This is a genomic window from Actinomadura coerulea, from assembly GCF_014208105.1.
Lineage (GTDB): Bacteria > Actinomycetota > Actinomycetes > Streptosporangiales > Streptosporangiaceae > Spirillospora > Spirillospora coerulea.
On the sequence record NZ_JACHMQ010000001.1, the window covers coordinates 3,823,039 to 3,849,163 of the forward strand.

The 26,125-nt window shown below is 72.2% G+C and carries 22 protein-coding genes; 14 read left to right on the top strand and 8 right to left on the bottom strand.

What is annotated here, in order from left to right; translation table 11 throughout:
• Position 1: 1 nt before the first annotated feature.
• Positions 2-2,092 carry a DNA gyrase/topoisomerase IV subunit B gene (locus BKA00_RS17580; protein ID WP_185026372.1) on the bottom strand — a complete coding sequence of 697 codons (2,091 nt, stop codon included), beginning with the start codon at positions 2,090-2,092 and terminating at the stop codon, positions 2-4.
• Positions 2,093-2,303: 211 nt separating this feature from the next.
• Here BKA00_RS17580 and BKA00_RS17585 point away from each other — a divergent pair, with 211 nt between their 5' ends.
• The 3 genes from BKA00_RS17585 (at position 2,304) to BKA00_RS39015 (ending at position 4,626) form a co-directional block, all read left to right on the top strand.
• Entirely contained in the window at positions 2,304-3,206 is a 903-nt protein-coding gene (locus BKA00_RS17585; protein WP_185026374.1) for an ABC transporter ATP-binding protein, read from the top strand.
• Positions 3,203-4,276: an ABC transporter permease gene (locus tag BKA00_RS17590; protein ID WP_230298701.1), complete on the top strand. Its 1,074-nt coding sequence runs from the start codon at positions 3,203-3,205 to the stop codon at positions 4,274-4,276. Before BKA00_RS17585 ends, BKA00_RS17590 begins: the two co-directional genes overlap by 4 nt.
• A 119-nt stretch (positions 4,277-4,395) precedes the next feature.
• The gene (locus BKA00_RS39015; RefSeq protein ID WP_230298700.1) at positions 4,396-4,626 is read left to right on the top strand and encodes a DUF7455 domain-containing protein; all 231 of its coding nucleotides are present in this window, start codon (positions 4,396-4,398) and stop codon (positions 4,624-4,626) included.
• Positions 4,627-4,776: 150 nt separating this feature from the next.
• Here the strand turns inward: BKA00_RS39015 and BKA00_RS17595 are convergent, their stop codons facing one another.
• Positions 4,777-5,496, bottom strand: coding sequence for a GNAT family N-acetyltransferase (locus tag BKA00_RS17595; RefSeq protein WP_230298699.1), 720 nt, complete (start codon positions 5,494-5,496; stop codon positions 4,777-4,779).
• 35 nt (positions 5,497-5,531) lie between these two features.
• On the opposite strand from BKA00_RS17595, the gene BKA00_RS17600 reads away from it, so the two are divergent.
• On the top strand, positions 5,532-6,275 hold the full coding sequence (locus BKA00_RS17600) for a YaaA family protein (protein WP_185026378.1): 744 nt from the start codon (positions 5,532-5,534) through the stop codon (positions 6,273-6,275).
• 63 nt (positions 6,276-6,338) lie between these two features.
• On the opposite strand, the gene BKA00_RS17605 is transcribed toward BKA00_RS17600, so the two are convergent.
• From BKA00_RS17605 to BKA00_RS17615, 3 genes are all read right to left on the bottom strand, one after another.
• A complete protein-coding gene (locus BKA00_RS17605; protein WP_185026380.1) occupies positions 6,339-8,000 on the bottom strand; it encodes an RNA polymerase sigma factor in 1,662 nt (553 codons plus the stop codon).
• Between the two features lie 253 nt (positions 8,001-8,253).
• Positions 8,254-10,332 carry a SpoIIE family protein phosphatase gene (locus tag BKA00_RS17610; protein ID WP_185026382.1) on the bottom strand — a complete coding sequence of 693 codons (2,079 nt, stop codon included), beginning with the start codon at positions 10,330-10,332 and terminating at the stop codon, positions 8,254-8,256.
• 381 nt (positions 10,333-10,713) lie between these two features.
• Positions 10,714-11,295 (bottom strand): HhH-GPD-type base excision DNA repair protein, encoded by a 582-nt coding sequence (locus tag BKA00_RS17615; protein WP_185026383.1) that lies wholly within the window; start codon positions 11,293-11,295, stop codon positions 10,714-10,716.
• Between the two features lie 117 nt (positions 11,296-11,412).
• Here BKA00_RS17615 and BKA00_RS17620 point away from each other — a divergent pair, with 117 nt between their 5' ends.
• The 10 genes from BKA00_RS17620 to BKA00_RS17665 all read left to right on the top strand — a co-directional run bounded on the left by BKA00_RS17620 (position 11,413) and on the right by BKA00_RS17665 (position 21,488).
• Positions 11,413-12,117 carry a molybdopterin-dependent oxidoreductase gene (locus BKA00_RS17620; RefSeq protein ID WP_221493193.1) on the top strand — a complete coding sequence of 235 codons (705 nt, stop codon included), beginning with the start codon at positions 11,413-11,415 and terminating at the stop codon, positions 12,115-12,117.
• Positions 12,104-12,883, top strand: a complete 780-nt coding sequence (locus BKA00_RS17625; protein WP_185026385.1) for a cytochrome b/b6 domain-containing protein — start codon at positions 12,104-12,106, stop codon at positions 12,881-12,883. Before BKA00_RS17620 ends, BKA00_RS17625 begins: the two co-directional genes overlap by 14 nt.
• A 140-nt stretch (positions 12,884-13,023) precedes the next feature.
• The gene (locus BKA00_RS17630) at positions 13,024-13,272 is read left to right on the top strand and encodes a hypothetical protein (protein ID WP_185026387.1); all 249 of its coding nucleotides are present in this window, start codon (positions 13,024-13,026) and stop codon (positions 13,270-13,272) included.
• Positions 13,273-13,479: 207 nt separating this feature from the next.
• Positions 13,480-15,015 carry a hypothetical protein gene (locus BKA00_RS17635; protein WP_185034389.1) on the top strand — a complete coding sequence of 512 codons (1,536 nt, stop codon included), beginning with the start codon at positions 13,480-13,482 and terminating at the stop codon, positions 15,013-15,015.
• A gap of 97 nt (positions 15,016-15,112) precedes the next feature.
• Entirely contained in the window at positions 15,113-16,753 is a 1,641-nt protein-coding gene (locus tag BKA00_RS39020; RefSeq protein ID WP_230298697.1) for an SseB family protein, read from the top strand.
• A 60-nt stretch (positions 16,754-16,813) separates the two neighbouring features.
• Positions 16,814-18,856 (top strand): SseB family protein, encoded by a 2,043-nt coding sequence (locus BKA00_RS17645; RefSeq protein ID WP_185026389.1) that lies wholly within the window; start codon positions 16,814-16,816, stop codon positions 18,854-18,856.
• A complete protein-coding gene (locus BKA00_RS17650) occupies positions 18,853-19,221 on the top strand; it encodes a hypothetical protein (RefSeq protein WP_230298696.1) in 369 nt (122 codons plus the stop codon). The genes BKA00_RS17645 and BKA00_RS17650 overlap by 4 nt, the downstream gene beginning before the upstream one ends.
• Before the next feature lie 58 nt (positions 19,222-19,279).
• On the top strand, positions 19,280-20,032 hold the full coding sequence (locus tag BKA00_RS17655; RefSeq protein WP_185026391.1) for a LamB/YcsF family protein: 753 nt from the start codon (positions 19,280-19,282) through the stop codon (positions 20,030-20,032).
• Positions 20,029-20,643, top strand: coding sequence for a 5-oxoprolinase subunit PxpB (gene pxpB, locus BKA00_RS17660; RefSeq protein ID WP_185026393.1), 615 nt, complete (start codon positions 20,029-20,031; stop codon positions 20,641-20,643). The genes BKA00_RS17655 and pxpB overlap by 4 nt, the downstream gene beginning before the upstream one ends.
• Positions 20,640-21,488 carry a 5-oxoprolinase subunit C family protein gene (locus BKA00_RS17665; protein ID WP_185026395.1) on the top strand — a complete coding sequence of 283 codons (849 nt, stop codon included), beginning with the start codon at positions 20,640-20,642 and terminating at the stop codon, positions 21,486-21,488. The genes pxpB and BKA00_RS17665 overlap by 4 nt, the downstream gene beginning before the upstream one ends.
• On the opposite strand, the gene BKA00_RS17670 is transcribed toward BKA00_RS17665, so the two are convergent.
• From BKA00_RS17670 to BKA00_RS17680, 3 genes are all read right to left on the bottom strand, one after another.
• Positions 21,485-22,180 (bottom strand): histidine phosphatase family protein, encoded by a 696-nt coding sequence (locus tag BKA00_RS17670; protein WP_185026396.1) that lies wholly within the window; start codon positions 22,178-22,180, stop codon positions 21,485-21,487. The genes BKA00_RS17665 and BKA00_RS17670 overlap by 4 nt on opposite strands.
• Positions 22,181-22,255: 75 nt before the next feature.
• Positions 22,256-23,341 (bottom strand): winged helix DNA-binding domain-containing protein, encoded by a 1,086-nt coding sequence (locus tag BKA00_RS17675; RefSeq protein WP_185026399.1) that lies wholly within the window; start codon positions 23,339-23,341, stop codon positions 22,256-22,258.
• A 54-nt stretch (positions 23,342-23,395) separates the two neighbouring features.
• Positions 23,396-25,957: an AAA family ATPase gene (locus tag BKA00_RS17680; protein WP_185026401.1), complete on the bottom strand. Its 2,562-nt coding sequence runs from the start codon at positions 25,955-25,957 to the stop codon at positions 23,396-23,398.
• Between the last annotated feature and the right edge of the window lie 168 nt (positions 25,958-26,125).

Genomic DNA, 26,125 nt, shown 5'->3' on the forward strand with positions numbered 1-26,125 from the left:
GTCAGGTGTCGATGCGCTCCACGTCCAGCTCGGTGGCCCCGGCGGTGATGAACGCGCGGCGCGGAGCGACCTCGCTGCCCATCAGCAGGTCGAACACCTTGCCCGCCTCCTCGGCGTCCTCGATGCGCACGCGGCGCAGCACCCGGTGCCGGGGGTCGAGCGTCGTCTCGGCCAGCTGGTCGGCGTCCATCTCACCGAGGCCCTTGTAGCGCTGGATCGGCTCCTTCCAGCGCTGGCCCTTGCGCTCCAGTTCGACGAGCCGCTGCCGCAGCTCGGCGTCGGAGTAGGTGTAGATGTACTTGTCCTGCCCCTTGCGCGGCTTGACCAGCTCGATGCGGTGCAGCGGCGGGACGGCGGAGTAGATCCGCCCTGCCTCCAGCATCGGCCGCATGTAGCGGTGGAACAGGGTGAGCAGCAGCGTGCGGATGTGCGCGCCGTCGACGTCGGCGTCGGCGAGGATCACCACGCGCCCGTAGCGGGCGGCCTCGACGTCGAACGTCCGCCCCGACCCGGCGCCGAGCACCTGGATGATCGCGGCGCACTCGGCGTTCTTCAGCATGTCGGCGACGGACGCCTTCTGCACGTTGAGGATCTTGCCGCGGATGGGCAGCAGCGCCTGGAACTCGGAGTTGCGGGCCAGCTTGGCGGTGCCGAGGGCCGAGTCGCCCTCGACGATGAACAGCTCGCTGCGGTCGTCGGCGGAGCGGCAGTCGACGAGCTTGGCCGGGAGGGCCGAGTTCTCCAGGGCGTTCTTGCGGCGCTGGTTGTCGCGCTGGGTGCGGGCGGCGATGCGCGTCTTGGCCGCGCCGACCACCTTCTCCAGGACGGCGCGCAGCGGCTGCTTCTGCCCGCGCGACGGGTTCTCGAAGATCGCCCGCAGCTCGCGCTGCACGACCTGGGAGACGATGCGCGTCGCCGCGGAGGTGCCGAGGACCTCCTTGGTCTGGCCCTCGAACTGCGGCTCGGGCAGGCGGACCGTCACCACGGCGGTGAGGCCCTCGAGGACGTCCTCCTTGATGACGTCCTCGTCGCCGTTCTTGAGCAGCTTCACCGCGCGGAGCTGCTCGTTGAGGACCTTGAGCACGGCGCGGTCGAAGCCGCGCACGTGCGTGCCGCCCTTCGGGGTCGCGATCACGTTGACGAACGACTTGGTGATCGTGTCGTAGCCGCTGCCCCAGCGCAGCGCGACGTCGACCTCGAGGTCGCGCTCGACGTCGGTGGGCGTCAGGTGGCCCTGGTCGTCGAGGACGGGGACGGTCTCGGTGAAGTGGCCGCGCCCCTGGAGCCGCAGCACGTCGACGAGCGGGGCGTCCTTGGCGAGGTAGGAGCAGTACTCGCTGATGCCGCCGTCGAACCGGAACGTCTCGTCGACGATCTCCTCGCCGCGCTCGTCGCGGACGTCGATGGTCAGGCCCGGGATGAGGAACGCGGTCTGCCGCATCCGGTCGAGGACGAGGGACTGCTCGACCGTGGCGTCCTTCAGGAAGATCTGCAGGTCGGGCCAGAAGCGGGTACGGGTACCGGTGGTCTTCTTGGCGACCTTGCGGATCTGCCGCAGGCCCGACCTCTTCTTGAACCGGGCGTTCGGGCGGCCGTCGTCGGCGAACTCGCCGGCCAGGCCGCGCCGGAAGCTGATCGCGTGGGTGTGGCCGTCGCGGTCGACCTCCACGTCCAGGCGGGCGGACAGGGCGTTGACGACGGAGGCGCCGACACCGTGCAGGCCGCCGGAGGCCGTGTAGGACACGCCGCCGAACTTGCCGCCCGCGTGCAGCCGCGTCATGACCAGCTCGACGCCGGGCAGGCCCGTCTTGGGCTCCAGGTCGACCGGGATGCCGCGACCGTTGTCGCCCACCTCGAAGGAGCCGTCGGGGTGCATCGTCACGCTGATGTGGGTGCAGTAGCCCGCGAGGGCCTCGTCGACGGAGTTGTCGACGATCTCCCACAGGCAGTGCGCGAGGCCACGGCTGTCGGTCGACCCGATGTACATGCCGGGTCGCTTGCGCACGGCCTCCAGCCCCTCCAGCACCGAGAGGTGCCGGGCGGAGTAGCCGTGCGGGTCTTCGGTTGTCGCTTCGGCGGTCGCGGCGGTCAACGTGCGTGTGCTCCTCGGGGGTAGGACGGTCGGCAGCAGGGTACCCCCGGCCGCCGACAATCCACCGAAAGGCTCGCCGCCGCCGACGTTCCGCACGCCGGCGCAGGAGGGCCCGTACGGTTCGCCAGGCTACCCGCACTCCGACTTCTGGACCCGGACCTCCACCTTCGGGTGGGTGTGCGAAAGCCCGATTCATCCCTAGTGTCCTCGCATGGCGCAAACGATCGAGGTTTCGGGCCTCCGCAAGCGATACGGGGACGTCGTGGCCGTGGACGGCGTGACGTTCACCGTCGAGGAGGGCGAGTTCTTCGGCATCCTCGGGCCGAACGGCGCGGGCAAGACCACCACACTGGAGATCATCGAGGGGCTGCGGGAGCCGGACGAGGGCGATCTCACCGTGCTCGGCCTGTCTCCGTGGCCGCGCAACTCCAAGCTGCTCCCCCGGATCGGCGTCCAGTTGCAGGCGTCCTCGTTCTTCGAGCGGCTGACCGCGCGCGAGCAGCTGCGGACGTTCGGCTCCCTCTACGGCGCCCCCGCGAAGAAGGCCGACTCGATGCTCGAACTGGTCGGCCTGGACGACAAGGCCGACACCCGCGTCGAGAAGCTCTCGGGCGGCCAGGCGCAGCGCCTGTCCATCGCCTGCGCGCTCGTGCACGACCCCGAGCTCGTGTTCCTGGACGAGCCCACCGCCGCGCTGGACCCGCAGGCGCGCCGCAACCTGTGGGACGTCCTCCGGACCATCAACACCGAGGGCCGGACCATCGTGCTGACCACGCACTACATGGACGAGGCGGAGAGCCTGTGCGACCGCGTCGCCATCATGGACGCGGGCAAGATCCTGCGGCTCGGCCCGCCGGCGGTGCTGGTGCGCGGGCTGGACGCCCCGGCCAGGATCAGCGTGGCCAGCGGCGTCCTGGACGTCGCCGACGCGCGGCTCCTGCCGGGCGCGGACGAGGCCGAGGACGACGGCGTCTCGCTCACCATCTCCACCCGCGACCCCTCCGCGGTCGTCGCCGCCATGGCCGCCGAGAACGCGCTGGACGGCGTCCAGATCCGCGGCGCCACCCTTGAGGACGTCTTTCTGGAGCTCACCGGACGGGAGTACAGGGCGTGAGCACGTTCGAGAGTTTCAAGAGCCTGGCCAGGGCGATGTTCCTGGGCTTCCGGCGCGACCGCACCGCGCTGTTCTTCACCGTGCTGTTCCCCCTGATGTTCCTGGTCGTCTTCGGCGGGATCTTCGGCCACCAGTCGACGTCCAAGGTGAAGGTCCTGGAGGTGGGCAGGGCGCCCGTCCTCGACCAGGCGGTGGCGCAGGGAGGGGGCGAGCTCGGCAAGGTCATGAAGGTCGAGAAGGCCTCCGACCGCGCCGCCGCCCTGCGCACGGTGGAGAAGGGCGACGCCGACGCCGTCGTGGAGCAGCGCGGGGGCGAGCTGGTCGTCCACTACTCGGCGGCCGACCAGGTCAAGTCCGGGACGGTGCGGGGTCTGATGAACTCGGTCGTCCAGTCGGCGAACCTCTCGGCCTCCGGGAAGCCGCCGGCCTACCGGCTGACCGACCAGCGGGTGGAGGACGACTCCCTCAAGGCCATCCAGTTCTTCACGCCGAGCCTGCTGGGCTGGGCGCTGGCGTCGGCGGGCGTCTTCGGGGCCTCCCAGACGCTCGTCACGTGGCGGACCAAGGGCATCCTGCGCCGCCTCCAGCTCTCCCCGGCGCCCATCCCCACCGTGTTCGCCGCGCGCGTGGCGGTCAGCCTCGCCGTGGCGCTCGTCCAGTTCGCGCTGTTCGTGCTCGTGGCGCAGCTCCCGATGTTCGGCCTGAAGCTCAGCGGCGCCTGGTGGATGGCGATCCCGATGGTGATCGCGGGCGTGCTGGCCTTCCTGTCGATCGGGATGCTGATCGGCGCGTGGGCCAAGACGCAGGAGACCGCCCAGGCGGTGACCCAGCTGATCGTGCTGCCGATGGCGTTCCTCGGCGGCTCGTTCTTCCCGCTGGACGCCTCGCCGGCCTGGATGAGGACGCTGTCCTACATCTTCCCTCTGCGCTATCTCAACGAGGGGATGCTCAATGTGATGGGCAGAGGACTCGGGCCGACCTCCGCGCTGCCCCAGATCGCCGTTCTGCTGGGGGTCGCGGTGGTCGGAGCGTTGATCGCCGTACGCCTGTTCCGGTGGGACGCGGCCTAATGTGACCTCGGTCACTTATTGGGCCATTCTGCTGTGGGCGTACGAAGAACCAGGTTGGGAACGCCGACGTCGGGTTAGATGTTGTCCTAAGTACCGACCCCGAGCATGAGGAAGGTGCCGTGACTGGAGCCCTTGCCCCAACCAAGCCGCTGACCGTCGCCGACCGATGCGACCGCTGCGGCGCTCAGGCCTACGTCCGTGCGGTCCTTGTAGGCGGCGGCGACCTTCTGTTCTGCGCCCACCACGGTCGCAAGTACGCAGAGGCCCTCCGCTCCAATGGGGCCGACATACAGGACGAGACCGACCGGCTTACCGAAACCCCGGCCGCCGCTCCGGACGAGGAGCGGTAGACCTCCACAAATAGAGCGAGCGAAGGACGGCGGTCACCGGAGACGGTGGCCGCCGTTCGCTTTCATTCCTTTGGCCCACCGCGCGCCGCGATGCGGCGATAACTGCGAAGAGTATCCGAGTGGCTGCATATCGTAACCATATTGCGTTTCTCACCTCGCGGTGATGTCCCTTACGCGGTAGTGATAGGCGGCCGCCGGCACGAACCCCTCCGATTCGTACAGCGCCCTGGCCGCGGCGTTCCGCTCGACGACGACCAGGTACGCCCGCGTGCACCCCCGCTCGCTCCCCCAGCCGAGCAGGGCCCGCAGGACGCGCCGGCCCAGCCCCCGCCTCCGCGCGTCCGGCGCGACGGCCATGGCGTAGACGCCGAGCCACTCTCCCTGGGGGACGCCGCGTCCCACGGCGAGACCGTCCGCGCAGGCGTACCCGGCGCTCACACCCGTGAGGATCTTCTCCGCCACCGGCGGACGGTGGTCGCGGCGGCCGTCCACCGACCACCACCGGTCGAGCCACTCGCGGGACGGGGCGTCCAGGACGTCCACGCCCTCGTGCTCGTAAGGACCGCTCAGGTCGGCCGTCATCGCGATCGTCGGTTCGACCAGCTCGTAGCCCCGCCCCGCAAGGACCCCGTCGAGCCCCTCGGGCCGCGCCTGGGCGTCCATCAGGAACACGGTCGGCAGCCCGAGCGCGGTGTAGAAGCGCTCGGCCCGCCCAATGGCCACGTCCACGTCCCCCGGGTCGTCCATGGGCAGGACGGAGTTGGCCCGCTTGGTCACGCCGTCGGCGTGGCGCAGCCACCAGCCGCCAATATCCTGTGCGAACGGCGCGGGCCAAGCCTCGGCGACCAGTTCGTCCAACCGCCTGTCCAAGGCCCGCGCCATCTGTCACCGCTTTCGGGGGGATCGTGCATATCCTGCTGCCGCCGTCGGAGAAGAAGGCCACCGAGGGGGACGGCCCGCCCCTCGACCTCGCCTCGCTGAGCTTCCCCGGCCTGACGCCCACGCGGCGGCGCGTCCTCGCGGCCCTGGCGAAGGCGTCCCGGGGCGCCGGCGCCGCGGAGACACTCGGTCTTCCGCCCGGACAGGCCGACGAGGCCCTCGCCCGCAACAGGGCGCTGCGCAAGGCGCCGACCCTGCCCGCGGCGCGGCTCTACACCGGCGTCCTCTACGACAACCTCGACCTCGCCGATCTGGACGCCGAGGCCGCCGCCCGGCAGATCATCGTGTTCTCGGGGCTGTGGGGCGCGCTGAGGCTCACCGACCGCGTCCCGCCCTACCGGCTGTCCATGGGGGTGTCGTTGCCGCCTGGAGGCGGCCTGGGGGCGTCGTGGCGCCCGGCGATGCGCAAGGCCCTCCGGCTCGACGACGACCTGGTCGTCGACATGCGGTCCGGACCGTACGCGTCGGTGTGGAAGGCGCCCGGCCCGGCGGTCGCCGTGAGGGTGTTCCGCGAGCGGCTCGCCGGCGGCGTCCCCCAGCGCACCGTCGTCAGCCACATGGCCAAGGCGACCCGCGGGCGCGTCGCCCACGACCTGATCAAGGCGGGCGCCGCGCCGCGCACCCCGGAGGAGCTGGTGAAGGCCGTCGCCGGCCTCGGCCACACCGTCGAGCTGAACGGCGCGAACCTCGACGTCATCCTGCACGACTGACGGCGCGGCAGGGGCCCGGCGAGATCGCCGGGCCCCTGCCGTCGTCTTCCGCGGTGGGGCCGGTCAGTCCAGGTAGTCGCGCAGGACCTGGGACCGGGACGGGTGGCGCAGCTTCGACATGGTCTTGGACTCGATCTGCCGGATGCGCTCCCGGGTCACCCCGTACACCTTGCCGATCTCGTCCAGCGTCTTCGGCTGGCCGTCGGTGAGGCCGAACCGCATCGACACCACGCCCGCCTCGCGCTCACTGAGCGTGTCCAGGACGGAGTGGAGCTGCTCCTGCAGCAGCGTGAAGCTGACCGCGTCGGCCGGGACGATGGCCTCGGAGTCCTCGATGAGGTCGCCGAACTCGCTGTCGCCGTCCTCACCGAGCGGCGTGTGCAGCGAGATGGGCTCGCGGCCGTACTTCTGGACCTCGACGACCTTCTCCGGGGTCATGTCGAGCTCCTTGGCCAGCTCCTCCGGGGTGGGCTCGCGGCCCAGGTCCTGGAGCATCTGCCGCTGCACGCGCGCCAGCTTGTTGATGACCTCGACCATGTGCACCGGGATGCGGATGGTGCGGGCCTGGTCGGCCATCGCGCGGGTGATGGCCTGCCGGATCCACCAGGTGGCGTACGTGGAGAACTTGTAGCCCTTGGTGTAGTCGAACTTCTCGACCGCGCGGATCAGGCCGAGGTTGCCCTCCTGGATCAGGTCCAGGAACAGCATGCCGCGACCGGTGTAGCGCTTGGCCAGCGAGACCACCAGGCGGAGGTTGGCCTCCAGGAGGTGGTTCTTGGCGCGGCGGCCGTCCTCGGCGATCCACTCGAAGTCCTCGAGGTCCTCCTCGGACATCGAGGGGCCCGCGACGGCGAGGCGCTCCTCGGCGAACAGGCCGGCCTCGATCCGCTTGGCGAGCTCGACCTCCTGCTCGGCGTTCAGCAGCGGCACCTTGCCGATCTGCTTGAGGTAGTCCTTGACCGGGTCGGCGGTGGCGCCGGCGGCCGCGATCTGCTGCGCGGGCGCGTCCTCGTCGTCGTCGCCGAGGGTGAACCCCTCCTCCTCGGAGGTCGGGGTGTCGCCCTTGCCGCTCGGAGCGGCCTTCGCGACGGGCGCGGCGGCCGGCTCCTCCTCGGCCTCGGCCTCGGCCTCGGGCTCCTCGGCCTCGGCCTCGGCCGTGTCGTCCACGAGCTCGACCTCGAGGTCGGTCAGGTCCTCGTCGAGGTCGACGTCCACCTCGTCGTCGACGTCGGGGTCCTCCCCCTTGCCGGCCTTGTCGGACGGGGCGGCCTTGACCGGCTGCGCGGCCTTCTTCGCAGGCGCGCCCTTCTTGGCCTTGGCGCCCTTGGGCGGCGTGGCCTTCTTCGGCGGCGCGGGCTTCGGGGCCGCCGGGCGCGGCGCGGCGACGGCCTCCTCCGGCGCGTCGTCGCCGACGACGGCGGTCACCGTGTCGGGCTGCTCCTTGGCGGCGGCGGCGGTCTTGGGCCTGCGTGCCGGCGGCGTCGCGCGCTTGCGCGGACGCTTGGGCGCCGCGGAGTCGGCAGCGCTCACCATGACGGTCACACCCTCCTTGCTGAGGCTCCGCAGAATGCTGGAGGCCTTCGACACGGGGATGTCGGCCTCCTCGAACGTACGTCGTACGTCGTCGGCTTCGAGGTAACCCTGGGACCGTCCACGCTCGATCAGTTGCGCGATGACGTGATCGTGCAGATCTGACGCTTTCGAGGTCGAGCTAGCAGGCGACACAAATACCTCTCGAACGAACGTGTGGCTTGGTTGACCCAAGTGCCCTGACGGGCTCGGCCTCACACTGGGTGGGACCACACACGGAGCGGACCTCCCGGTGCGGGACCGCAGCGTACCCGCTCTCTCTGGGTCAAGCATTCTGGCACTGCTGCGCATTCCGCCTTGGAGTCCTACCCGGTAACACTCCACCTTAGAGGGCGCGAGGCGGTCCTTCGAACGTCGCGGACCGTCTCAGTGCCGTCTTCGGCGGGGTTCACTCGGACTTGGGCGGGACGTGCAGGGCAAGCACGGTCACATCGTCTACCTGCTCATATCCGGCAAGCATCCGATCGACCAGGAAGTCGACGAGTCTCTCGGGATCTCCTACCACTTCAGGTGGGGCGTCCGCCGCGACGGCGACGAGCTCCTCGAGCCCGGCGTCCACCCCACGCCTACGGTTCTCCACAAGTCCATCGGAATAGAAGACCACAGTGTTGCCGGTCTCGATGGAAAAACTTGTCTGCTGCCGCTGGCTCGGCCAGCCGAGGGGGGTTCCGGGTTCCCGCCTGCTCACGCGCGCGGGCGTGTCGGGCGAGATCAGCAGGGCCGGAGGATGGCCCGCGTTGCTGAGCTCCCCCTGCCCGGTCTCGGGGTCGATGACCGCGTAGACGACGGTGGTGAACTGCTCCTCGTCCTCGGTGGCGCTGAACAGCCGGTCGAGGCCGGCCAGGACCGCGGCGGGACGCGGGTCGTTCAGCGCGAGGGCGCGCAGGGCGTTGCGGACGCGGCCCATTCCGGCCGCGGCGAGGACGCCCTTGCCCATCACGTCGCCGACCGCCACGGCGAGCCGGTTGTCGGCGAGGCGGAAGACGTCGTACCAGTCGCCGCCCACCTGGACATGGCGCGTCGCGGGGTTGTAGCGGGCGGCGAGCGCCATGCCCGGCAGCTGCGGCAGGTCGCTGGGCAGCAGGCTCCGCTGGAGCTCCTCGGCGGTCTTGTGCCCGCGCTCGAACAGCAGGGCCCGCTCCACGGCCAGCGCGCACTGGCCCGCGAGCGCCTCCAGGAAGACCCGCTCCTCCTCGGTGATCTCCCTGGGCCGGGTGAAGGAGAAGCGGAGCGCGCCGATCGGGGCGCCGGCCGCGAGCAGCGGCAGGCCCACCCAGGCGCGCTCCTCCGTGTGCTGGGCGAACAGGTCGCGCTCGCCGTGGCCCAGTTGCAGGCGCAGGCTGTCGGGGTGCTCGGCCAGGAACGGCCGGCTCTCGCGCACCGCCACCGACATCACGGTCTGGTCGCTGACCTTGATCCCGTCGCGGGACACCGGGGGCGTCTCGCTCTCCGATCCCGGCTGGGACGGGGCCACGATGCTGAGCCGCAGCTTGTCGTCGTCCAGCAGCGCCACCGCGGAGTAGTCGGCGCCGATGGCGGACCGTCCGACCTCGGTGATGACCTGGACGACCTGGGAGACGGTCAGTGCCTCGGCGAGCATCGAGGTGGCCTGCTGGAGGCGCGCGGTGCGCAGCGCCGCCGCCGACAGCTGCTCGGTCAGCCGGCCGCGCATCTCCTCGGCCTCGCGCTGCCCCGTGACGTCGGTGTTGGCGCCGACCCACTCGATGACCGCGTCGCCGCGCCAGATGGGCACGGCCCGGACGTCGAAGTGCCGGTATGTACCGCTCTTGGTGCGGATGCGGTAGTTGGTCTCGAAGACCCGGTTCTCTCCCACGCAGTCGCGCCAGTGCGCCTCGATGCGGGGCCGGTCCTCGGGGTGCACGACCGACAGCCAGCCGCCGACCGCGTAGTCGTCCGGCGTCTGGCCGGTGATGGCGCGCCACTCGGGCGCGTCGTCGATGGCGCCGCCGGCCGGAGCGGCGACCCACACCACCTGGGCGCTGGCCTCCACGAGCGAGCGGTAGCGCTGCTCCTTGCGGCGGATGACCTCCTCGGCCCTGCGCCGCTCGGTCACGTCCTGGGCGGTCAGGACGACGCCCGGCCGCTCCTCGCCGCCGCCCTTGGCGGGCAGCCACGTGCACGCCAGGATGCGCTCCTCGACGGCGGTGGCCACACTGGGCGTCTCGCCGGACGCGTCGAGCGGCCGGACCGGGACGACGAGTTCGACGTCGCCCACCGGGCGGTCCTCGGCGAGCACCTTCCGGAGCGCCGTCTCGAACGCCGCCGCCAGCGCCTCGGGCAGCACCTCCGACGGGCGGCGCTGCTGGAGATCGCGGACGCGCACGTCCAGCAGCTCCGCGAGCGCGCCGTTGGCCCGGCGGCAGCGCAGGTCGCGGTCGAAGAACGCCAGCCCTTCGGGCGCTTCCTCCAGCAAGGTCGCGTACAGCGCGGCGTCGGACGCATCCATGGGCTGCCCCTCCACCCCTGAGACGCGGGGATGCGGGACGGACGTCTCGGTGCTCAACGACAACACCTCCGCCCCAGAGGGTCCCGTACCGCGCGGCAATTATTCATCACTATGAGTGAATGGGAGCAGGTTAACGCTCCCGCCTCCATCACAACACCGGTCGGAGTCAGGTCTTCATCATCCCGATGGTTCGCCGCGTACGGAAGCCCTGCTGAACATCCTTGTCCCATAGGCCCCGGACGAACTCGTCGGTTTCGGACACCGTCGTGGATGGGCCTGCGGGGCGGCCCGGCATGGACGGCAAGTAGGAGATGTTACGGCGTACATGCGTCACGGGGTGTCAACTCGCCCCGTTCGGCGAGTTCCGCCCGGCTCCCGACCTTACTCGGCGGCCTTGGCGGCCGCCTTCATCTCCTGCTTGAAGGCCCGCACCCTGGCCAAAGAGTCGGGACCGGTGATGTCGGCGACGGACCGGTGGGAGCCCTCCTCGCCGTAATCGCCGGCGGCCTCTCGCCAGCCCTCCGGCCGTACTCCGTACTGCTTGCCCAGCAGGGCCAGGAAGATCTGCGCCTTCTGCCTGCCGAAGCCGGGAAGGCCGTTCAGCCGCTTGAACAGCTCCTTGCCGCTGTCGACGCCTTTCCACACTTTCTCGGCGTCCCCGTCGTAGTTGTCCACGAGGTACCGGCACAGCTGCTGGACGCGCTTGGCCATCGACCCGGGGTAGCGGTGGACGGCGGGCTTCTCCGCCAGGAGCGCCGCGAACCGCTCGGGGTCGCGGGCGGCGATCTCGTGGGCGTCCAGGTCGTCCGAACCGAGCCGCTGCGCGATGGTGTAGGGGCCGGAGAACGCCCATTCCATCGGGATCTGCTGGTCGAGCAGCATGCCCACAAGAGCGGCCAGCGGACTGCGTCCGAGCAGCTCGTCGGCCTCCGGACGCTGCGCGAGGTGAACCTTCGTGGCCATGGACTCAGCTTAGGGCGGCGCCCGGAGCCGGCCGGGGGCGACGCCCGGATCTGTCAGAAGTCTTACGAGGTCCGCCGCCCCCTGGCGAGCCGCAGGCCGGGGTGCTCGAATGGAGTGGTGAGCGAGGACGAACGGCCGGAGGGCAGTCCGGTAGGGCGGCGGGTCGTTTTGGGGATGCTCGGCCTCGGCGTGGCGGGGGTCGCCGTGGGGGCATCCGTCCAGGACAGGGTGAGCCGGACGCTGGCGCCGGTCGGGCCGATCGGAGACGTCCTGCCGGCCGCCGGCGGGTTCCGGTACTACTCGGTCACGTCCGGTGTGAAGCGGCACAGCCCCGCGACACACCGGGTGACCGTTTCCGGCCTTGTGGACAAGCCGCAATCATTTGGGATGGCCGATCTGGCGCATTTTCCGCAGACAGTCCTCGACAGGGACTTCCAGTGCGTGACGGGCTGGCGGGTCCCGGATGTGCGGTGGGTCGGCGTGGCGCTGCCCGATCTGCTGGACGCGGTCGGAGTGTCCGCCCGCGCGCGCGCCGTGCGGTTCACGTCGTTCGACGGCCTCTACACCGAGTCGCTGACGCTGGAGCAGGCGCGGCGCCGGGACGTCCTGGTCGCGACCCAGATGGACGGCAAGCCCGTCACCCACGACCACGGCGGTCCCACGCGGCTGTACGTCGCGCCCATGTACGGCTACAAGTCGCTGAAGTGGCTCGGGGGCATCGAACTGACCGACCGGGTGAGGCCCGGCTACTGGGAGGGACTCGGTTACGACGTGGACGCCTGGGTGGGACGGTCGAACGGACGCGGCGATGCGCCCACCTGAGCCGCCCGGGCGGCTCGTCCGGTTCACCCGGGCCGAACGCTCGATCCACCATGCGACCGCACTGCTGATGCTGGTCTGCCTGCTGACCGCGGCGCTGCTCTACCTGCCGCCGCTGTCGGCGTTGGTGGGCCGCAGGGAGATGGTCAAGACCGTCCATGTCTGGTGCGGCTTCGCCCTGCCCGTGCCGATCGTGCTCGGTCTGCTGTCCCGGGCGTTCAGGGCCGACCTTCGCAGGCTTAACAGGTTCGTGCCCGCCGACTGGCAGTGGCTCAGGCGCGGCGACCGCAGGGCCGTGCGGGACGGGCGCGGGATCCTGCCCGTGGGCAAGTTCAACGCGGGCCAGAAGCTGAACGCGGCGTTCATGGCGGGCGCGATCCTCGTCATGCTCGGCACCGGCGAGATCATGACCTTCCCCGGTCCGTGGGGAGACCGGTGGCGCACGGGCTCCACCTTCGTCCACGACTGGCTCTTCCTCGCCGTCCTCGCGGTGACCGCCGGGCACCTGTGGGAGGCGCTGCGGGACCGCGAGGCGCTGACAGGCATGCTGACCGGGCGGGTGGACTCCGGCTGGGCCGCACGGCATCACGCGAGCTGGGCCGACGCCGCCCGCGGGTCCGCGAACGCCGGTGGACGGCCAGCCGTCCGTGAAGCGAACGCGCAGTTGGACGAGGCCGGCGCGGGGGCGGGCGAGGCGGCGGCCGGTCCTCCGGGAACGCCCGGTGAACGGGGTCCAGAATTTGCGAAACGACCTCCCGGCACGTCTTGACTCTCCCCGCATCGGGGCTGGAATGTGGCATCGAGGCGGGGTTCTCGCTGAAGCTCCCACTCAAGGGCGGTCCGAAGCGCGCTCCGTCTCACCGGCGGCGTCCCCGCCCGCCGGTACCCCGTGCGCGGAGGTGTGCGCTGATGCCTGCACTGGCCGATCACCGGAACGAGACACGTGACGCTCTCGCACGACGGCTGTGCGACGAGTTCGCGTCCTTCCCCTCAGACGCGGTGCACCGGTGTGTGGCCGACGTCCAGGCCTGCATGGCCCATCTGGGCCTGGAGACCACGCCCGACAGGGTCGAGCGGATGGCGCGGGAGCAGCTCACCGGGATCCTGAAGTCGCGACCGCCCTCCGGGCGCGGGCCCGACGGCGACGTCTCCGGCTGAACGGACGGCTGAGCCGCCGGCCGCTCGCCCGCTCGCCCGGGCGGTGCGGTGACGGCCCAATCCGGCCTTCGCCGGTGTCCGGGCCACCGTGCGCTCCGGATCTGAGAGGCTAGAGGGGTGAGTCCCCGCAGCCGCAGCCGCTCCTCCGGGGACCCGGCCCGGGACGGCCCGAAACCCCCGGACGAGGTCTCGGCGATTTTCGACGGCATGCTCCAGCACGCCCGCGAACTGCTGGCGGTGCGCAGTCCCCTGGACGCGGAGCTCATCGTCAGCGAGATCCTCGGCTCCTGGTGGGGGCAGCGCGTCCCGGACGGCGACGTGGAGGAGGTCATCGGCGAGGCCCTGGTCGGCTACGCCGCGGCGGCCGCTACCCCGGCCGCACTGGCTCTGCTCACCGGGATCGCCTACATGGGCACCCCGCGGCAGGCCGCCAAGGCCGAACGCGCGGCGCTGCAACTGATGAGCGACGGCGTCGCCAGGCCCGGCTGGGCCGACCGCGTCGGCATGGTCGAGCCCGAGGCGTGCTTCGCGTCCAGGGACGTCTACGGCGACCAGGACTCCGTCATCTGCACCTACACCTACGGGGGCTCCGAAAGGCACGCCCTGGTCATCCTGGTCGACCGCAACAGGGCCGGGGTCGTCCAGCCTCGCGGCACGCCCGCGTCCGCCGCGCCCGCGGGGCGTCCGACGGCGAGCGGGATGGTCCGGGACGCCTGGGTCTCCTCCCGGGTGGACCGGCTCCTCGACCACTGCCGCCGCGAAGGCCGGGAGAACCCGCTGATGCGGTTCGAGGAGCTCGACCCGCGCGACACCAAGGCGTTGCTGCAGAGCGCCCTTGATCTCACCGACAGGACAGACGCCCCGCCGGTGAACGAGAACTTCGGCTCCTACCACGCGTTCGTCCGCGCGCGCGTGGACATCCTTCCGCCGGGCGGCCGCCTGCCCCAGCCTCCGGTGTACGGGCGCGACAGGCGCGCCACGATCGCGACCCGGTTCCTCGCCTCGGACGAGGCGGGAGAGCTGTCGGACATCTCCGCGGCGATCCGGTGCGTGGACCGGATCATCGACTACGGCTGCGCGCACGACTTCGGGCGGCCGCTGCGGGTCAGCCCCCTCAAGTGCGAGATGTTCCTGCTCGACTGGCTGCCGCGCAAGGTCCTGCTCTCCCCGTCGGAACAGGAGGCCGTCCCCCACGTGCTGGCCGCGTGGGTCCGCTGGGCCGGGCGGCGCACGGGGCTGCCGGAAGAGGGGATCAGGGCGACCCTGGACGCCCTCTGGGACGCCACCGCGAAGTTCTCCGCCGCCTACCGCGATCCGGCCGCATTCGGCCTCGACCGGGGCCTGGTCGACCGGCTGCTGCCCGACGGCGACCTGGAGGCCCTCCCCCGCCGCGCGTTCGCCCTGCCGTTCCTGTCGGGCACGCACCGGCCGGCGGGGCGGCACGACCCCGTCGACCTGTCGGAGCTCGACCCGGCCGACCCCGGCGACCGCCGCGCCCTGCTGGAGTTCGAGCACCCGGGCGGCGACGAGGACCACCTCGACGCGCACGTGCGGCTGGCGGCGATGCTGTGGGACGGCGACCCGCCCCACCTGTGGGACACCGCCCAGTCGCTGCTGGACGTCGGGTACGAGCGCCACGAGATCCTGCACAAGCTCATCGGCGTCCTCGACCGCTGCGGGGACGACCCGCGGGCCCTCCGGGAGGCCCTGCGTGTGCTTCGTCACGAACCGCCGCCCGACTGAACTCCCGGTTTGCGCGTCGCGCTCCCGGCGACAATCATCGGGTCCCGGGCGCGGTCTCGCGGGGGTCGGCACCGGCCCCTGGTCGTAGGGAGTGATCTTGTTGGAGTGGTCCGAGTTCGCCCGGCGGCTGGGACGTGAGCTGGCGGGGCTCGAACGGGACACGATCCTGATCGTGCGCGAACGCGACGAGAGCCGTCACTACGTCCAGGCCATGCGCGAGCCCGACCGGCTCTACGCCGAGGCCGTCAGCAACAACTTCCTCGAAGGCCCCCTCCTGCTCACCCTGGCCGACGAAGAGGTCATGAGCGAGGCGGGCTGGCGCCCGCCCGCCGACCCCGCGCCGCGCAACTGGTGGACGGAGCTGCCCGAGGCGGGCATGCCCGGCGGGATGCTGAGCGTGACCGAGGCCGACTTCTCGCGCCTGGCCGACGTGATGGTCACGGCGCTCCGGGACGTCCAAGGCGTCCGGCGCCCGTCCGACCTCGTGTACGAGTCGTTCCACCGGCACGGGTCCGGCCTCATCGAGCTGCTCGACTTCGGGATCGAGGTGGCCGACCCGTCGCGGGTGAGCAAGCGCCGCGCGTCGTCCGGCGGGCCCCGGCCAGGAGCCGCCCCCCTCTCCGGTACCGATCCCCTGTCCGGAGCAGACCCCCTGTCCGGAGCAGATCCCCTGTCCGGCGCCGCTCCCCTGCCCGCGGGCCCTCCCCTGGCCGGGACGCGACTGCCGCTGCCCGAGCAGGCGCTGCCCGGCATGGACGCGGAACTGCTCGAACCACGTCTCGCCGAAGCCAAGGCGAACGGCGACAACACCGCCTACTTCAAGCTTCTGGAGAACGCCGACCTGGTCTTGCCGGCGACCGCCTCCGCCGTGGAGGACCCCGACCGCGCCGAGTTCCCCACCATCACCATCGGCAGCGGCACCTATGTCACGGTGTTCACCTCGCCTGGGGCGCTCGCGCGCACGGGCGACCGGCATCCCGGCCTGTACCGGCGCACCTCGTTCGCCCGGCTGGCCGCCGGCTGGCCCGATCCCGCGTGGCGCCTGGCCATCAACTGGGGCCTGCCCAGCGAAGTGCTCCTGGACTCGTCCGTCATCGGGCGGTTGCAGGGCGGCAGAGCGGGAGCGCCCGAGCCCCTCCAGTACGGCCCTCTGCCGACCGAGCCCAACCCGTACGGAACGGTCGACCCCAACGCCCTCTCTGGGCCGAACCCCGTCGCCGGCGGCTCGACTCCCCCGGTCAACGGTTCGGCCCACGGCTCGCCCGCCCCGGGCGGGGCGGCCCCGGGCGGGGCGGCGGACGTCCCCTACGACGACTCCCACACGGCGGTCGATCCGTTCACGGCGGCCGACCTGCGGGCGGCCTTGGAAGCCGGCGCCCCGCCGAGGGCACCGGAGCCGGCCGCGGCGGCGCCTCTCGGCGCACCGACCGACGACCCGCCTGCCGCCGTCCCGCCTGCCGGAAATCCTCCGGCGGGCGATCCTCCCGCCGGCCCCCCGCCGGTCGAGAACCCTCCGGCGGCCGGCGGCCCGGCCGAGACCCCTCCGGTCCGGCCGGCGCGCCAGGCGCCCCCTCCTGCGCCGCGCCCCGCCGGCGTCCCGATGCGACCACCGCACGGCACGCGCCTGTGGCGCTCGGCGGGCGAGGGCGAGCAGGCGCCGGTCGCCGTATACGACGCCATCGGCGGCGTCTGGACGCCGGTGCGGGCCGACGCGGTTCCGTCTCCCTGGACCGAGTGACGCGCCCTTCGGCTACCGTCGAGTACGGAATCCCGCCCCGCACGTGAAAGTGGATCCCCAGTGGACTGGAACGACTTCGCCAGACGGCTGACACTGGAGCTCTCACGGCTGCCGGTCACGTCGTTCCTCATCCTGCAGGGTCCGAGCGGCCTGCCCTACGTCCAGGCGATGCGCTCCGAGGGGACGCTCGACGCCGAGGCCGTCGGCAGCGCGTTCCTGCCCCGCCCCCTCGCGTCGCGCCAGGAGCGGCGGCTGAGGGCGCTCGGCTGGGAGCCGCCCGACGAGGAGGACCGCAAGAACTGGTGGGACCGGCTCACCTTCCGCGAGCGCGGAGGGCGCGGCGGGCGCGCCTCCTCGGAGCTGCTGGAGGCGTGCGCCCTGCTCGCCGGGCAGATGACGGGCGCGTTCCGCGACGTCTACGGCATCGAGTCCCCGCTCGAACTGGTCTACCAGGCGAGCAAGGCCGGGCCCGGCGGCGGACCCCTGGCCCTGCCCGGTCTCGGCATCGCGCTCGCCGTCCCCGAGGACGAGCGTCCCGCACAGGCCTCGGCGCGTCCGGCGCGCCCGTCCGGGTCGTCGCTGGAGGCGGCCCTGGCCGAGGCCCGCGAACGGGGTGACCAGCACGGCTACCTGGAGCTGCTCGCGCGCGCCACGCTCTACCTGCCCTCGCCCGGCGATCCGGAGGGCGGCGGTCACCAGTTCGCCACGGCGCGGTTCGGCGACGGCACGTTCGTGCTCGCCTTCACCTCGCCCGAGGCCATGGACCGATCCCTGCAAGGGCAGGCGGTCCACCACCGGCAGGCCTCGCTGGCGGAGCTGTCGCGGCGCTGGCCGCACCCGGAGTGGCAGCTCGCGGTGAACCCCGGCCTGCCGAGTGCGTGCTACCTGGACGCCAACGCGCTCCTCGAACCCGAGGAGCCACGGACGCCCACGCCGCCCGTGCCGACCGACGTCCACGTGGCCGGCTCGTCGGCGCGCCGCTCCGCGTCCCGCGCCGGGGGGCACGGTACGCCGCCCGGCGGCCGCCGGGCCCCCAGGCGGTCCCAGCGCCCGGAACCGGCGCGGCCTCGAACCGACGCACCCCCCGCGCCGTCGGCGCCGTCACAGACGAGCACAGCGCCGCTGGACGGTCCGCCCGCGCCCGGGGTCCGCGCGCCCGCGCAACGGCCCCCGGCTCCTGCCCAGGCGCCCCCGGCTCCGCCGCGGCGACCCGAGGTTCCCGCCGCCGGGCAGGCCCCGGTGACCAGGGAGACGCCCCTTCCCAGGGAAAGACCGGTCGCGAAGGAACCTTCGGTGGCCCGGGAGACGCCGAGCGACCCTCTCGGGCTTCCTGTGGCGCCGATTTACGGCCAGCGGGAGCGGGCACGGGCCGACGCCCTGCGCCCAGACCCTGGTCGACCACACACAGACCCTGGTCAACCACGCCCAGACTCCCGGCGACCGGGCACCGAGACACGCGAGCAGAGCGTCCCGGCCGCAGCCGCGCAGCCCTCTCCTGCCAGTACGCAGACCCGCGTGGAGCGAGCGCCCAGCATCGTCGAACGCGGGGCCCGGGTTCCCTCAGGGGGGCGGGGGACGGCGCCTCAGGCGCAGGGGCCCGCCGACGCATCCCAGGTCGTGGTGATGCAGAAGGCCGTCCGGCCCGAGCATGTGCAGCACTACCTGGAAGGCGGCTATGACCTGGTCGCCGGTTACGTGCACCGATTCCAGGACGTCCAGGAGCTGAGAAGCCCCGCCGCGCTGATCCGGGCCCTGGGGCTGGTGTACGAGGGGTCGCCGTTCGCGCCCGCGGACGAGCAGATCTTCGTGATCCGCTGGCCGGCCGTGAAGCCGGCCCTGTTCCGCCGCCCGCTGGGCGGCATCGACGAGTGGAGCATGGGCATCATCCCGGGCGGATGGGTGATCGAGAAGGCGCCGTTCCCGGGCTCGGGGTACGCGCCGGGCGACGGGCCCGCGATCCCCGAGTTCAAGGTCGAGAGCCAGCGCCTGCCGCACGGGGCCGAGATGTACCGGCTCGACGCGCGGGGCAGGGTCTCCCTCGTCGCGAGCTACGACGCCGACCTGCGCAGGTGGCTCGTGAAACTGCCGGGAGGCCCGGAGTGAGCATCCGGCACGGCTACTACGCGGGCTGGCGGAGCGCCGAGTACGAGGCGAGCCCCGACGGCGACCAGGTGCGCCTCTACGCCGCGCGGCCCGCGGAGGGGTTCAGGCAGGTCTCCCCGGACCGGTACGTCCAGGTGGTGCCCCGGGCGGACGTCGACCACCTCCAGTACGTGACCACCCACTGCACGTGGCGCGGCGAGCCGTTCGTGGTCCTCGGCGAGCACGAGGGCTGGCTGCGCGTGGAGTACAGCGGCGGCAAGGTCCCCGTGGCGGAGCGGCTCGGCCTGGAGCCGTTCGACCGGGGCGTGTACCAGGCGTGGGCGTCCCGGCACGAGGTCGAGGACCTGCGCGAGGAGACCGTCTGAGCACGGGGATCGGTGGTAGCGGGCATGACGGGTCGTGAGGCATGACGGGTTGCGGGGCATGACGGTCATCGACGTCAACGCCGACCTCGGCGAGGGGTTCGGCGTCTGGAGGCTGGGCGACGACGCGGCGCTGCTCGACGTCATCACGAGCGCGAACGTGGCGTGCGGGTTCCACGCGGGCGATCCGCTGATCATGCGGCGGGTGTGCGCGGCGGCCGTCGAGCGCGGGGTGACGATCGGCGCGCAGGTCTCCTACTGGGACCTCGCCGGTTTCGGCCGCCGCGAGATGGACGTGGCCGCCCCGGAGCTGACCGCCGAGATCCTGTACCAGCTCTCGGCACTGGACGGCATAGCGCGCGCGGAGGGCGGGCGTGTGGCGTACGTGAAACCGCACGGCGCCCTCTACAACAGGGTCGCACGTGACCCCGTCCAGGCGCGCGCGGTGGCCGACGCGGTACGGGCCTACGATCCGTCCCTCCCCCTGCTCACGCTCCCGGGGTCCGCGGTGCACGACGTCGCCGACGGACTCACCGTCGTCGCCGAGTGCTTCGCCGACCGCGCCTACACGCCGTCCGGCGCGCTCGTGTCACGACGTGAGCCGGGGGCGGTCGTCCACGACCCCGACACGGTCGTGCAGCGCGCGGTGCGGATGGCGGTGGACGGGTCCGTCGTCGCGGTGGACGGTACCGAGGTCACGTTGAAGGCCCGTTCCATATGCGTGCACGGTGACACCCCCGGCGCGGTCGTCCTCGCCAGGTCCGTCCGGTCCGCGCTTTCCGAGGCGGGCGTCACCCTGGAGTCCTTCGCGTGAAGGTGCGGCGGGTCGGCGACACCGCCTTGCTCGTGGAGACCGGGGATCTGGCGACCGCCCACCGGATGGACGCCGCCCTCAGAAGCGTCCCGCTGCCCGGTGTCGTGGACGTCGTCCCCGGGGAACGGACCGTCCTGGTGGTGGCGGACCACACCACCGACCTCGGCAGTCTGGCGGCGCGCCTCCCGCGACTGCGCCTGGCCGGCGACGTGGCGGGCGACGCCGAGCCGCTGGAGATACCCGTCGTCTACGACGGCGAGGATCTCGACGAGGTCGCCTCCCTCACGGGCCTGTCGCGCGAGGAGGTCGTCCGGCGCCACTCCGCGGGCTCGTACACGGTCGCCTATCTCGGCTTCTCCCCGGGCTTCGGCTACCTGTCGGGTCTGGATCCGGCGCTGCACGTGGCACGGCGCGCCTCGCCGAGGAAGGCCGTCCCGGCCGGTTCGGTGGCGATGGCGGGCCCGTACGCGGCCGTGTACCCGTCCCGGTCGCCGGGCGGCTGGCGGCTGCTGGGCCGCAGCCGCCTGCCGCTGTGGGACGTGTCGCGCGATCCGCCGTCCCTGCTCCGGCCGGGGACGCGGGTGCGGTTCGTCCCCGAGGAGCGTTCTTGATCGAGGTCGTGCGGCCCGGGCCGCTGGCGACCGTCCAGGACCTCGGCAGGCCCGGTCGCGCCCATCTCGGCGTCCCCCGCTCCGGAGCCGCGGACCAGCGCGCCTTCAGGCTGGCCAACCGCCTCGTGGGCAACCCGGAGGGCGCGGCGGGCGTGGAGTGCACCTTCGGCGGCGCCGCCCTGCGCTTCCGCGGACACGCCTGGATCGCGGTGACCGGCGCTCCGGTGACGCTGCGCATCGACGGCCGTCCTCACGCAATGAACGCGCCGTGCTTCGTGGCGGCGGGCGCCGTCGTCGAACTCGGCACGCCCACGTCCGGGCTCCGTAGCTATGTCGCCGTGCGGGGCGGTATCGCCGTGGACGAAGTGCTGGGCAGCCGTTCGACCGACCTCTTGTCCGGCCTCGGGCCGGCACCGCTCGCGCCAGGTGACCGTCTGCCGGTCGGCTCTCCCGGAGGTCTCCAGTACATCAATGTGGATGTCGTGCCCGTCGCAGCCATGCCGGAGACCCCGAGCCTTCGAATTCTGCCCGGCCCGCGGGACGACTGGTTCGCCCATGACGCACTGTCCACGCTCACGTCCTCGCTCTACGAGGTGTCACCGGACAGCAACCGCGTGGGCGTCCGCCTGAACGGACCGCCCCTCGAACGGGCGCGCGACGGCGAACTCGGCAGCGAAGGCATGGTCATCGGTTCTCTCCAGGTGCCGCCCAGCGGGCTGCCCATCATCTTCCTGGCCGACCATCCGACCACTGGCGGCTACCCGGTCGTCGCCGTGCTCGCCTCGGCGGCCGTGGCCGAGGCCGCCCAGCTGCGCCCGGGGCAGAGGCTTCGGTTCCGGCTCTAGGTCAGAGGGGCGGGAGCGGACCGGTCCAGGTGGGAGACGTCGTTGAAGCCGCGCAGCGACGACAGGGCGCCGAGCCTGACCAGCCGCGAGATCGAGCCGTTGTCCGCCCCGAGGAACGCGAACGGCCTGGCGCCGGTGGCGGCCGCGAGGGCCTGGGCGATCACCCCGCCGTGGGTGAACACGGCGATCCGCCCGCCCGCGTGGGCCGCCGCGAGCCGGACGAGCCCCTCCTCGACGCGGGCGGCGAAAGTCTCGCTCCTCTCCGCCCCCGGGATGACGTCCCAGCGCTCCTCGGCGAACATCCGCTGCGCCACCGGATCGTTCTCGGCGACCTTCTTGCGGAAGAGGCCGCCCTCCCAGTCGCCGAGATGGACCTCGCGCAGGTTCCGCTCGACCCGCGGCTCCAACCCGAGGCGGCGTGCCAGCGGCGCCGCCGTCTGGGATGTGCGGCGCAGAGGCGTCACGTAGATGGCGTCCAAGCGCTCGGCCGCGAGCCGCTCACCGACCCGCTCGGCCTGCTCCCGCCCCTCGGGCGCGAGCTCGGGGTCGCCGTGGCCGTCCACGAGCGGGAACGGCCTGTCGGGGCGCGCCGGCGCGGAGGCGCCGTGCCTGACGAGAAGGACTTCGGTGGCGCCGTCCGGCGCCTTGTACGGCGTCTGCCGATACTCGGTCGGCTCATCCCGCTGGTCCACGCTGGGCACCCTAGACGGCCGATCCGCACCGGACGGCAGCGGGGCCCGGTCGTCCCGCGTCAGGCGGGACGCGGGTCAGCCCAGCAACGGCGCCAGACGGTCCAGCTCCTCCTTGAGCGGCGTAGCGGGGATGTCCTCGAACGGGGTCACGGTCACTTCGCCATCCGCGGATTCCCACACACCGGCGACCCGCCCCTCGTGCAGGACGACCGGAGAAATCCATCCGGCCGCTCGGCTCACCTGGCTCTTGTGCTCGGCCGGCACCAGATAGGTCGAGCCTGTCCCGGCACCCAGGATGTACTGGTCGAACCCACCGAGTAGCCGCACGGACGTGCTGGGTGCGGTGTCGAGGAGCTCGTCCTTGTGCTCGTCAAGGACATACATGGACACGCCTTCGACCTCGACAGCGGACACCCCGTCCTCAGCGGCGGCGAACCACGTCCTGACGTCCTTCTTCCGGCTCTGCTTACGCATCAGCCAGTTGTCGAACATGTCGGGGGTCGCAGGCCCGTGGGCGCCCAGATAGGCGTGGATGACGGTACGGGCGGCCTCCTCCATGGAGGGCATGCCCGCCCAGCCCGGAAGCCAGCGCGCCGGAGAGGTGAAGGTGACCTTGGTGCCCTGGGGCGGCCCGTAACAGAGCACACCCCACCATGCCAGCGGCTTGAGCAGCGTGCCCCAGCCGGATCCGAGCACCTCGGCGAGATGCCCTGAGCCCGTCTCGTCCACGACGGCGCGGGTGAGCTCCTCGCGGGTGAGCGCCGCCCCGTCCGACAACGCGCCGGCGGCGGCAGCGGCGATCGCCTCCAGGTCGGCCGGCGTGGCTCCGAAGGTCCGCTGCCAGGCCGCCTTCTCCCAGTTGCGGATGGACGAGCACAGCACGAGATGGGCCGCGGCCTCGTCGGCGGGCAGGAGATGCAGTGTGCCGCGCGCGGCCCACGTCTTCACGAGCGTCCGATCGTCCAGCAGGGCCCGTGCCACCTCGCCGGAGACCGGCGTCCGCCGGCGTACCGCGACGGCGAACTCGGCGGCGGACGCCACCTGCGCCTGCACGCCCGCCAGCCGCCGGGCGATCTCCGGGGCCGGCAGGTCCCCCGCCTGCTCGACGAACTGCCGCCGCATCCGCCAGGCGAGGACCTGCTTCCACGTCACCGAGGCCATGCCCCGATTACATCGCAGCCCGCCGACAGTACGGGAGAGGCCCCCAGAGGCGGCTCAGGCGAGGCGGTGGGACAGCTCCGCGAAGGCGTCCCGGACGTCGTCGGTGGTGAGGAGCGTCAGGTCGGCGGCGGTCGCGGCGGAGCCGAGCCGGGCCGCACGAAGCGCCCGGCACGCGCACGCCTTCTCGTACATGGAGCGGGCGAAGCGACCATTGCCCAGCTCGTCGATCCGGCCCGTTCCGCATGCGCGCTGGAACACGAGGGCCAGATCGTCCAGGGCGCGCTCCTCCCACTGGTCGCCGCCTTGCTCGGCCATGAGCTGGGCGATGCGGAGCAGTTCGTCAGGCCCGTAGGACGGGAAGTCCACGCGCAGGTCGAACCTGGAGGCGAGCCCAGGGTTGGAGGCCAGGAACCGGGTCATGTCGGCGTCGTATCCGGCCAGGATGACGACGAGGCGGTCGCGGTCGTCCTCGGCCCGCTTGAGCAGCGTCTGGACCGCCTCCGCCCCGAACGCGTCACCGCCCGAGTAGCCGGAGTTACTCAGCGCGTACGCCTCGTCGACGAAAAGGACGCCCCCGAGGGCGGAGTCGACCACCTTGTTCGTCTTCAGCGCCGTCGCGCCGAGGTGCTCGCCGACGAGGTCGGCCCGCTGGGCCTCGACGACCTCCGGGCGGGCGAGGAGCCCGAACGCGGCGAAGACGCGGCCGAGGACCCGCGCGACGGTGGTCTTGCCGGTGCCCGGCGGGCCCGTGAACACGAAGTGCCGGGTCGGCGGACGGGTGACCAGGCCCTGCTCCTGCCGCATCCGGGCCACCTGCAACTGGGCGGCGATCTCGCGGACCTGCCGCTTCACCGGCTCCAGCCCGATCATCGCGTCGAGGGAGCCGAGCGCCTCGTCCAGGGTCGGGGTCTCGGCGTAGCCGCGGAACCGCTCGGTGACCTCGGCGAAGGCGGTCTCCACGTCCTCGGCGCGCACGGTGACCAGGTCGTCGGCGGTGGGCCTGGCCGGCGCGCCCGACGACGAGACGGCCTCGACCACGCGCACGTCCCGCGCGCGCGCCGCCGCCTCGGCGAGCGACCTGACGAACCGGCCGTTGCCCAGGTCGTCGACGATCCCGCGCCGTTCGACCTCCTCGAAGCGGGCGGCGAGCCGGCGGCGTGCGTCGGCGTCGAGCCGGTCCTCGCGCAGGGCGGTGTGGAAGTCGGCGATCTGCAGCAGCTCCGAGGAGCGGTAGGACGGGAAAAGAACGCGCGTGCCGAAGCGGGAGGCCAGCCCAGGGTTGGAGTCGAGGAACTCCGCCATCTGGGTCTCATACCCCGCCAGGATGATGACAAGGTTGTCGCGGTCGTCCTCGGCTCGCTTGAGCAAGGTCTGGACCGCCTCATCGCCGAACCGGTCGGGCTGCCCTTCCGCGGAGTTGACCAGGCTGTACGCCTCGTCGACGAACAGGACCCCGCCCAGAGCCGAGTCGACGAGCCGGTTGGTCTTGATGGCGGTCGCCCCCAGGAACTCACCGACGAGGTCCGCGCGGTGAGCCTCGACCAGGGCGGGCTCGGGCAGCAGCCCGAACGCGTAGAAGATCTTGGCCAGGACGCGGGCGACGGTGGTCTTGCCCGTGCCGGACGGCCCCACGAAGACGAAGTGCCGCATGGGCTTCTCGGTGGGCACCCCGGCGGCGGCGCGCATGTGCGCCGCCTCGATGGACGCGGCGATGGAGCGGACCTGCCGCTTGACCGGCTCCAGCCCGATCATGTTCTCGAGTTCCGCGAGCGCGTCCGCCACGGAGATGTCGGGCGACTCCGCGCGGCGCTCGGGCGGCACCTTGCGCTCGGGGACGGCACCGGAGTCGGCGGCCTGCGCCGCGGCGCGCTGGTCGTGCGCGGCCTGCGCGGGGGTGCCGGCGACTCCGTCCTCTCCGGAACCACGCCGGTCGGGCCTGCTCGGCTTGTCCGTCCGCTCCCGCTTCTCCGGGCCGGAGGAGTTCTTGCGCGGCCCTGTCATGGCGTCCCCCTTCGGGCTCGCCTGCTCCTGCACCCAACCCGTCTCGTAAGCCTCCGCCGGAACGGCCCGTCTAGCCCGGTCCCAGCGGTAGGCGAGAACGGCCAGCGCCGCCAGCCAGCCCGGCGTCACGCTTGTCTCCGGCAGCGGGTGGGCGCACGCCGCGGTCGCCACACCCGCGGCGGCCAGCCCCAGGAGCGTCGTGCGCCACGGCGCGTATCCACGCAAACGGAAGGCGACGAATGCGACGGGCACGGCGAGCAGGGCGAGCAGCAGCGACGGGTTCAGATAAAGCGGGTTTCCTTCGTCCGGGTAGAGCCTGCCCAAGGGCACCGATAGGGCCAACCACGCCAGGATGACCGCGACGACGGCCATGCCCGTGGGCGAGCGCAGTGTCAGATGGACGACGACCAGCAGAATCACCGTGAACGCGGCCGCCCCGAGGATCGGCCCGTCCAGAAGGACCGTCGCCACCAGCACAAGCGCGATGAGCAGGACCGCCCCCAGAAACCTCAGCCCGGGAGCGACCTGGAAGTAGCGCCATCGCAGGCGCTCGAAAAGATCCCGCGCCGCGGCGTTCTTCGCCGGGCGGGAGCGGGACCTGCCGAACAAAGCCATCAAGAGCGAGTAAAGCGCAGGACCGCCCGGAACGGGACTACCCGCGCCCTGTTCGTTGACTTACATCGACCCCTGCCTGGTGCGGAACGGAGCCCGACCCGCACCTGGGAGCTGGACATTCGTCCTGTCCAGAAGTGAAGGTTCCGCTCTGCTTCCGGTTCCGAGCGC

Bases quoted from the DNA above. Each gene is read 5' to 3' on its own strand.
- BKA00_RS17585 (WP_185026374.1), top strand. From the start codon at position 2,304: ATGGCGCAAACGATCGAGGTTTCGGGCCTCCGCAAGCGATACGGGGAC.
- BKA00_RS17610 (WP_185026382.1), bottom strand. From the start codon at position 10,332: ATGGATGCGTCCGACGCCGCGCTGTACGCGACCTTGCTGGAGGAAGCG.
- BKA00_RS17615 (WP_185026383.1), bottom strand. From the start codon at position 11,295: ATGGCCACGAAGGTTCACCTCGCGCAGCGTCCGGAGGCCGACGAGCTG.
- BKA00_RS17625 (WP_185026385.1), top strand. From the start codon at position 12,104: ATGCGCCCACCTGAGCCGCCCGGGCGGCTCGTCCGGTTCACCCGGGCC.
- BKA00_RS17630 (WP_185026387.1), top strand. From the start codon at position 13,024: ATGCCTGCACTGGCCGATCACCGGAACGAGACACGTGACGCTCTCGCA.
- BKA00_RS17635 (WP_185034389.1), top strand. From the start codon at position 13,480: ATGCTCCAGCACGCCCGCGAACTGCTGGCGGTGCGCAGTCCCCTGGAC.
- BKA00_RS17655 (WP_185026391.1), top strand. From the start codon at position 19,280: ATGACGGTCATCGACGTCAACGCCGACCTCGGCGAGGGGTTCGGCGTC.
- BKA00_RS17675 (WP_185026399.1), bottom strand. From the start codon at position 23,341: ATGGCCTCGGTGACGTGGAAGCAGGTCCTCGCCTGGCGGATGCGGCGG.
- BKA00_RS17680 (WP_185026401.1), bottom strand. From the start codon at position 25,957: ATGGCTTTGTTCGGCAGGTCCCGCTCCCGCCCGGCGAAGAACGCCGCG.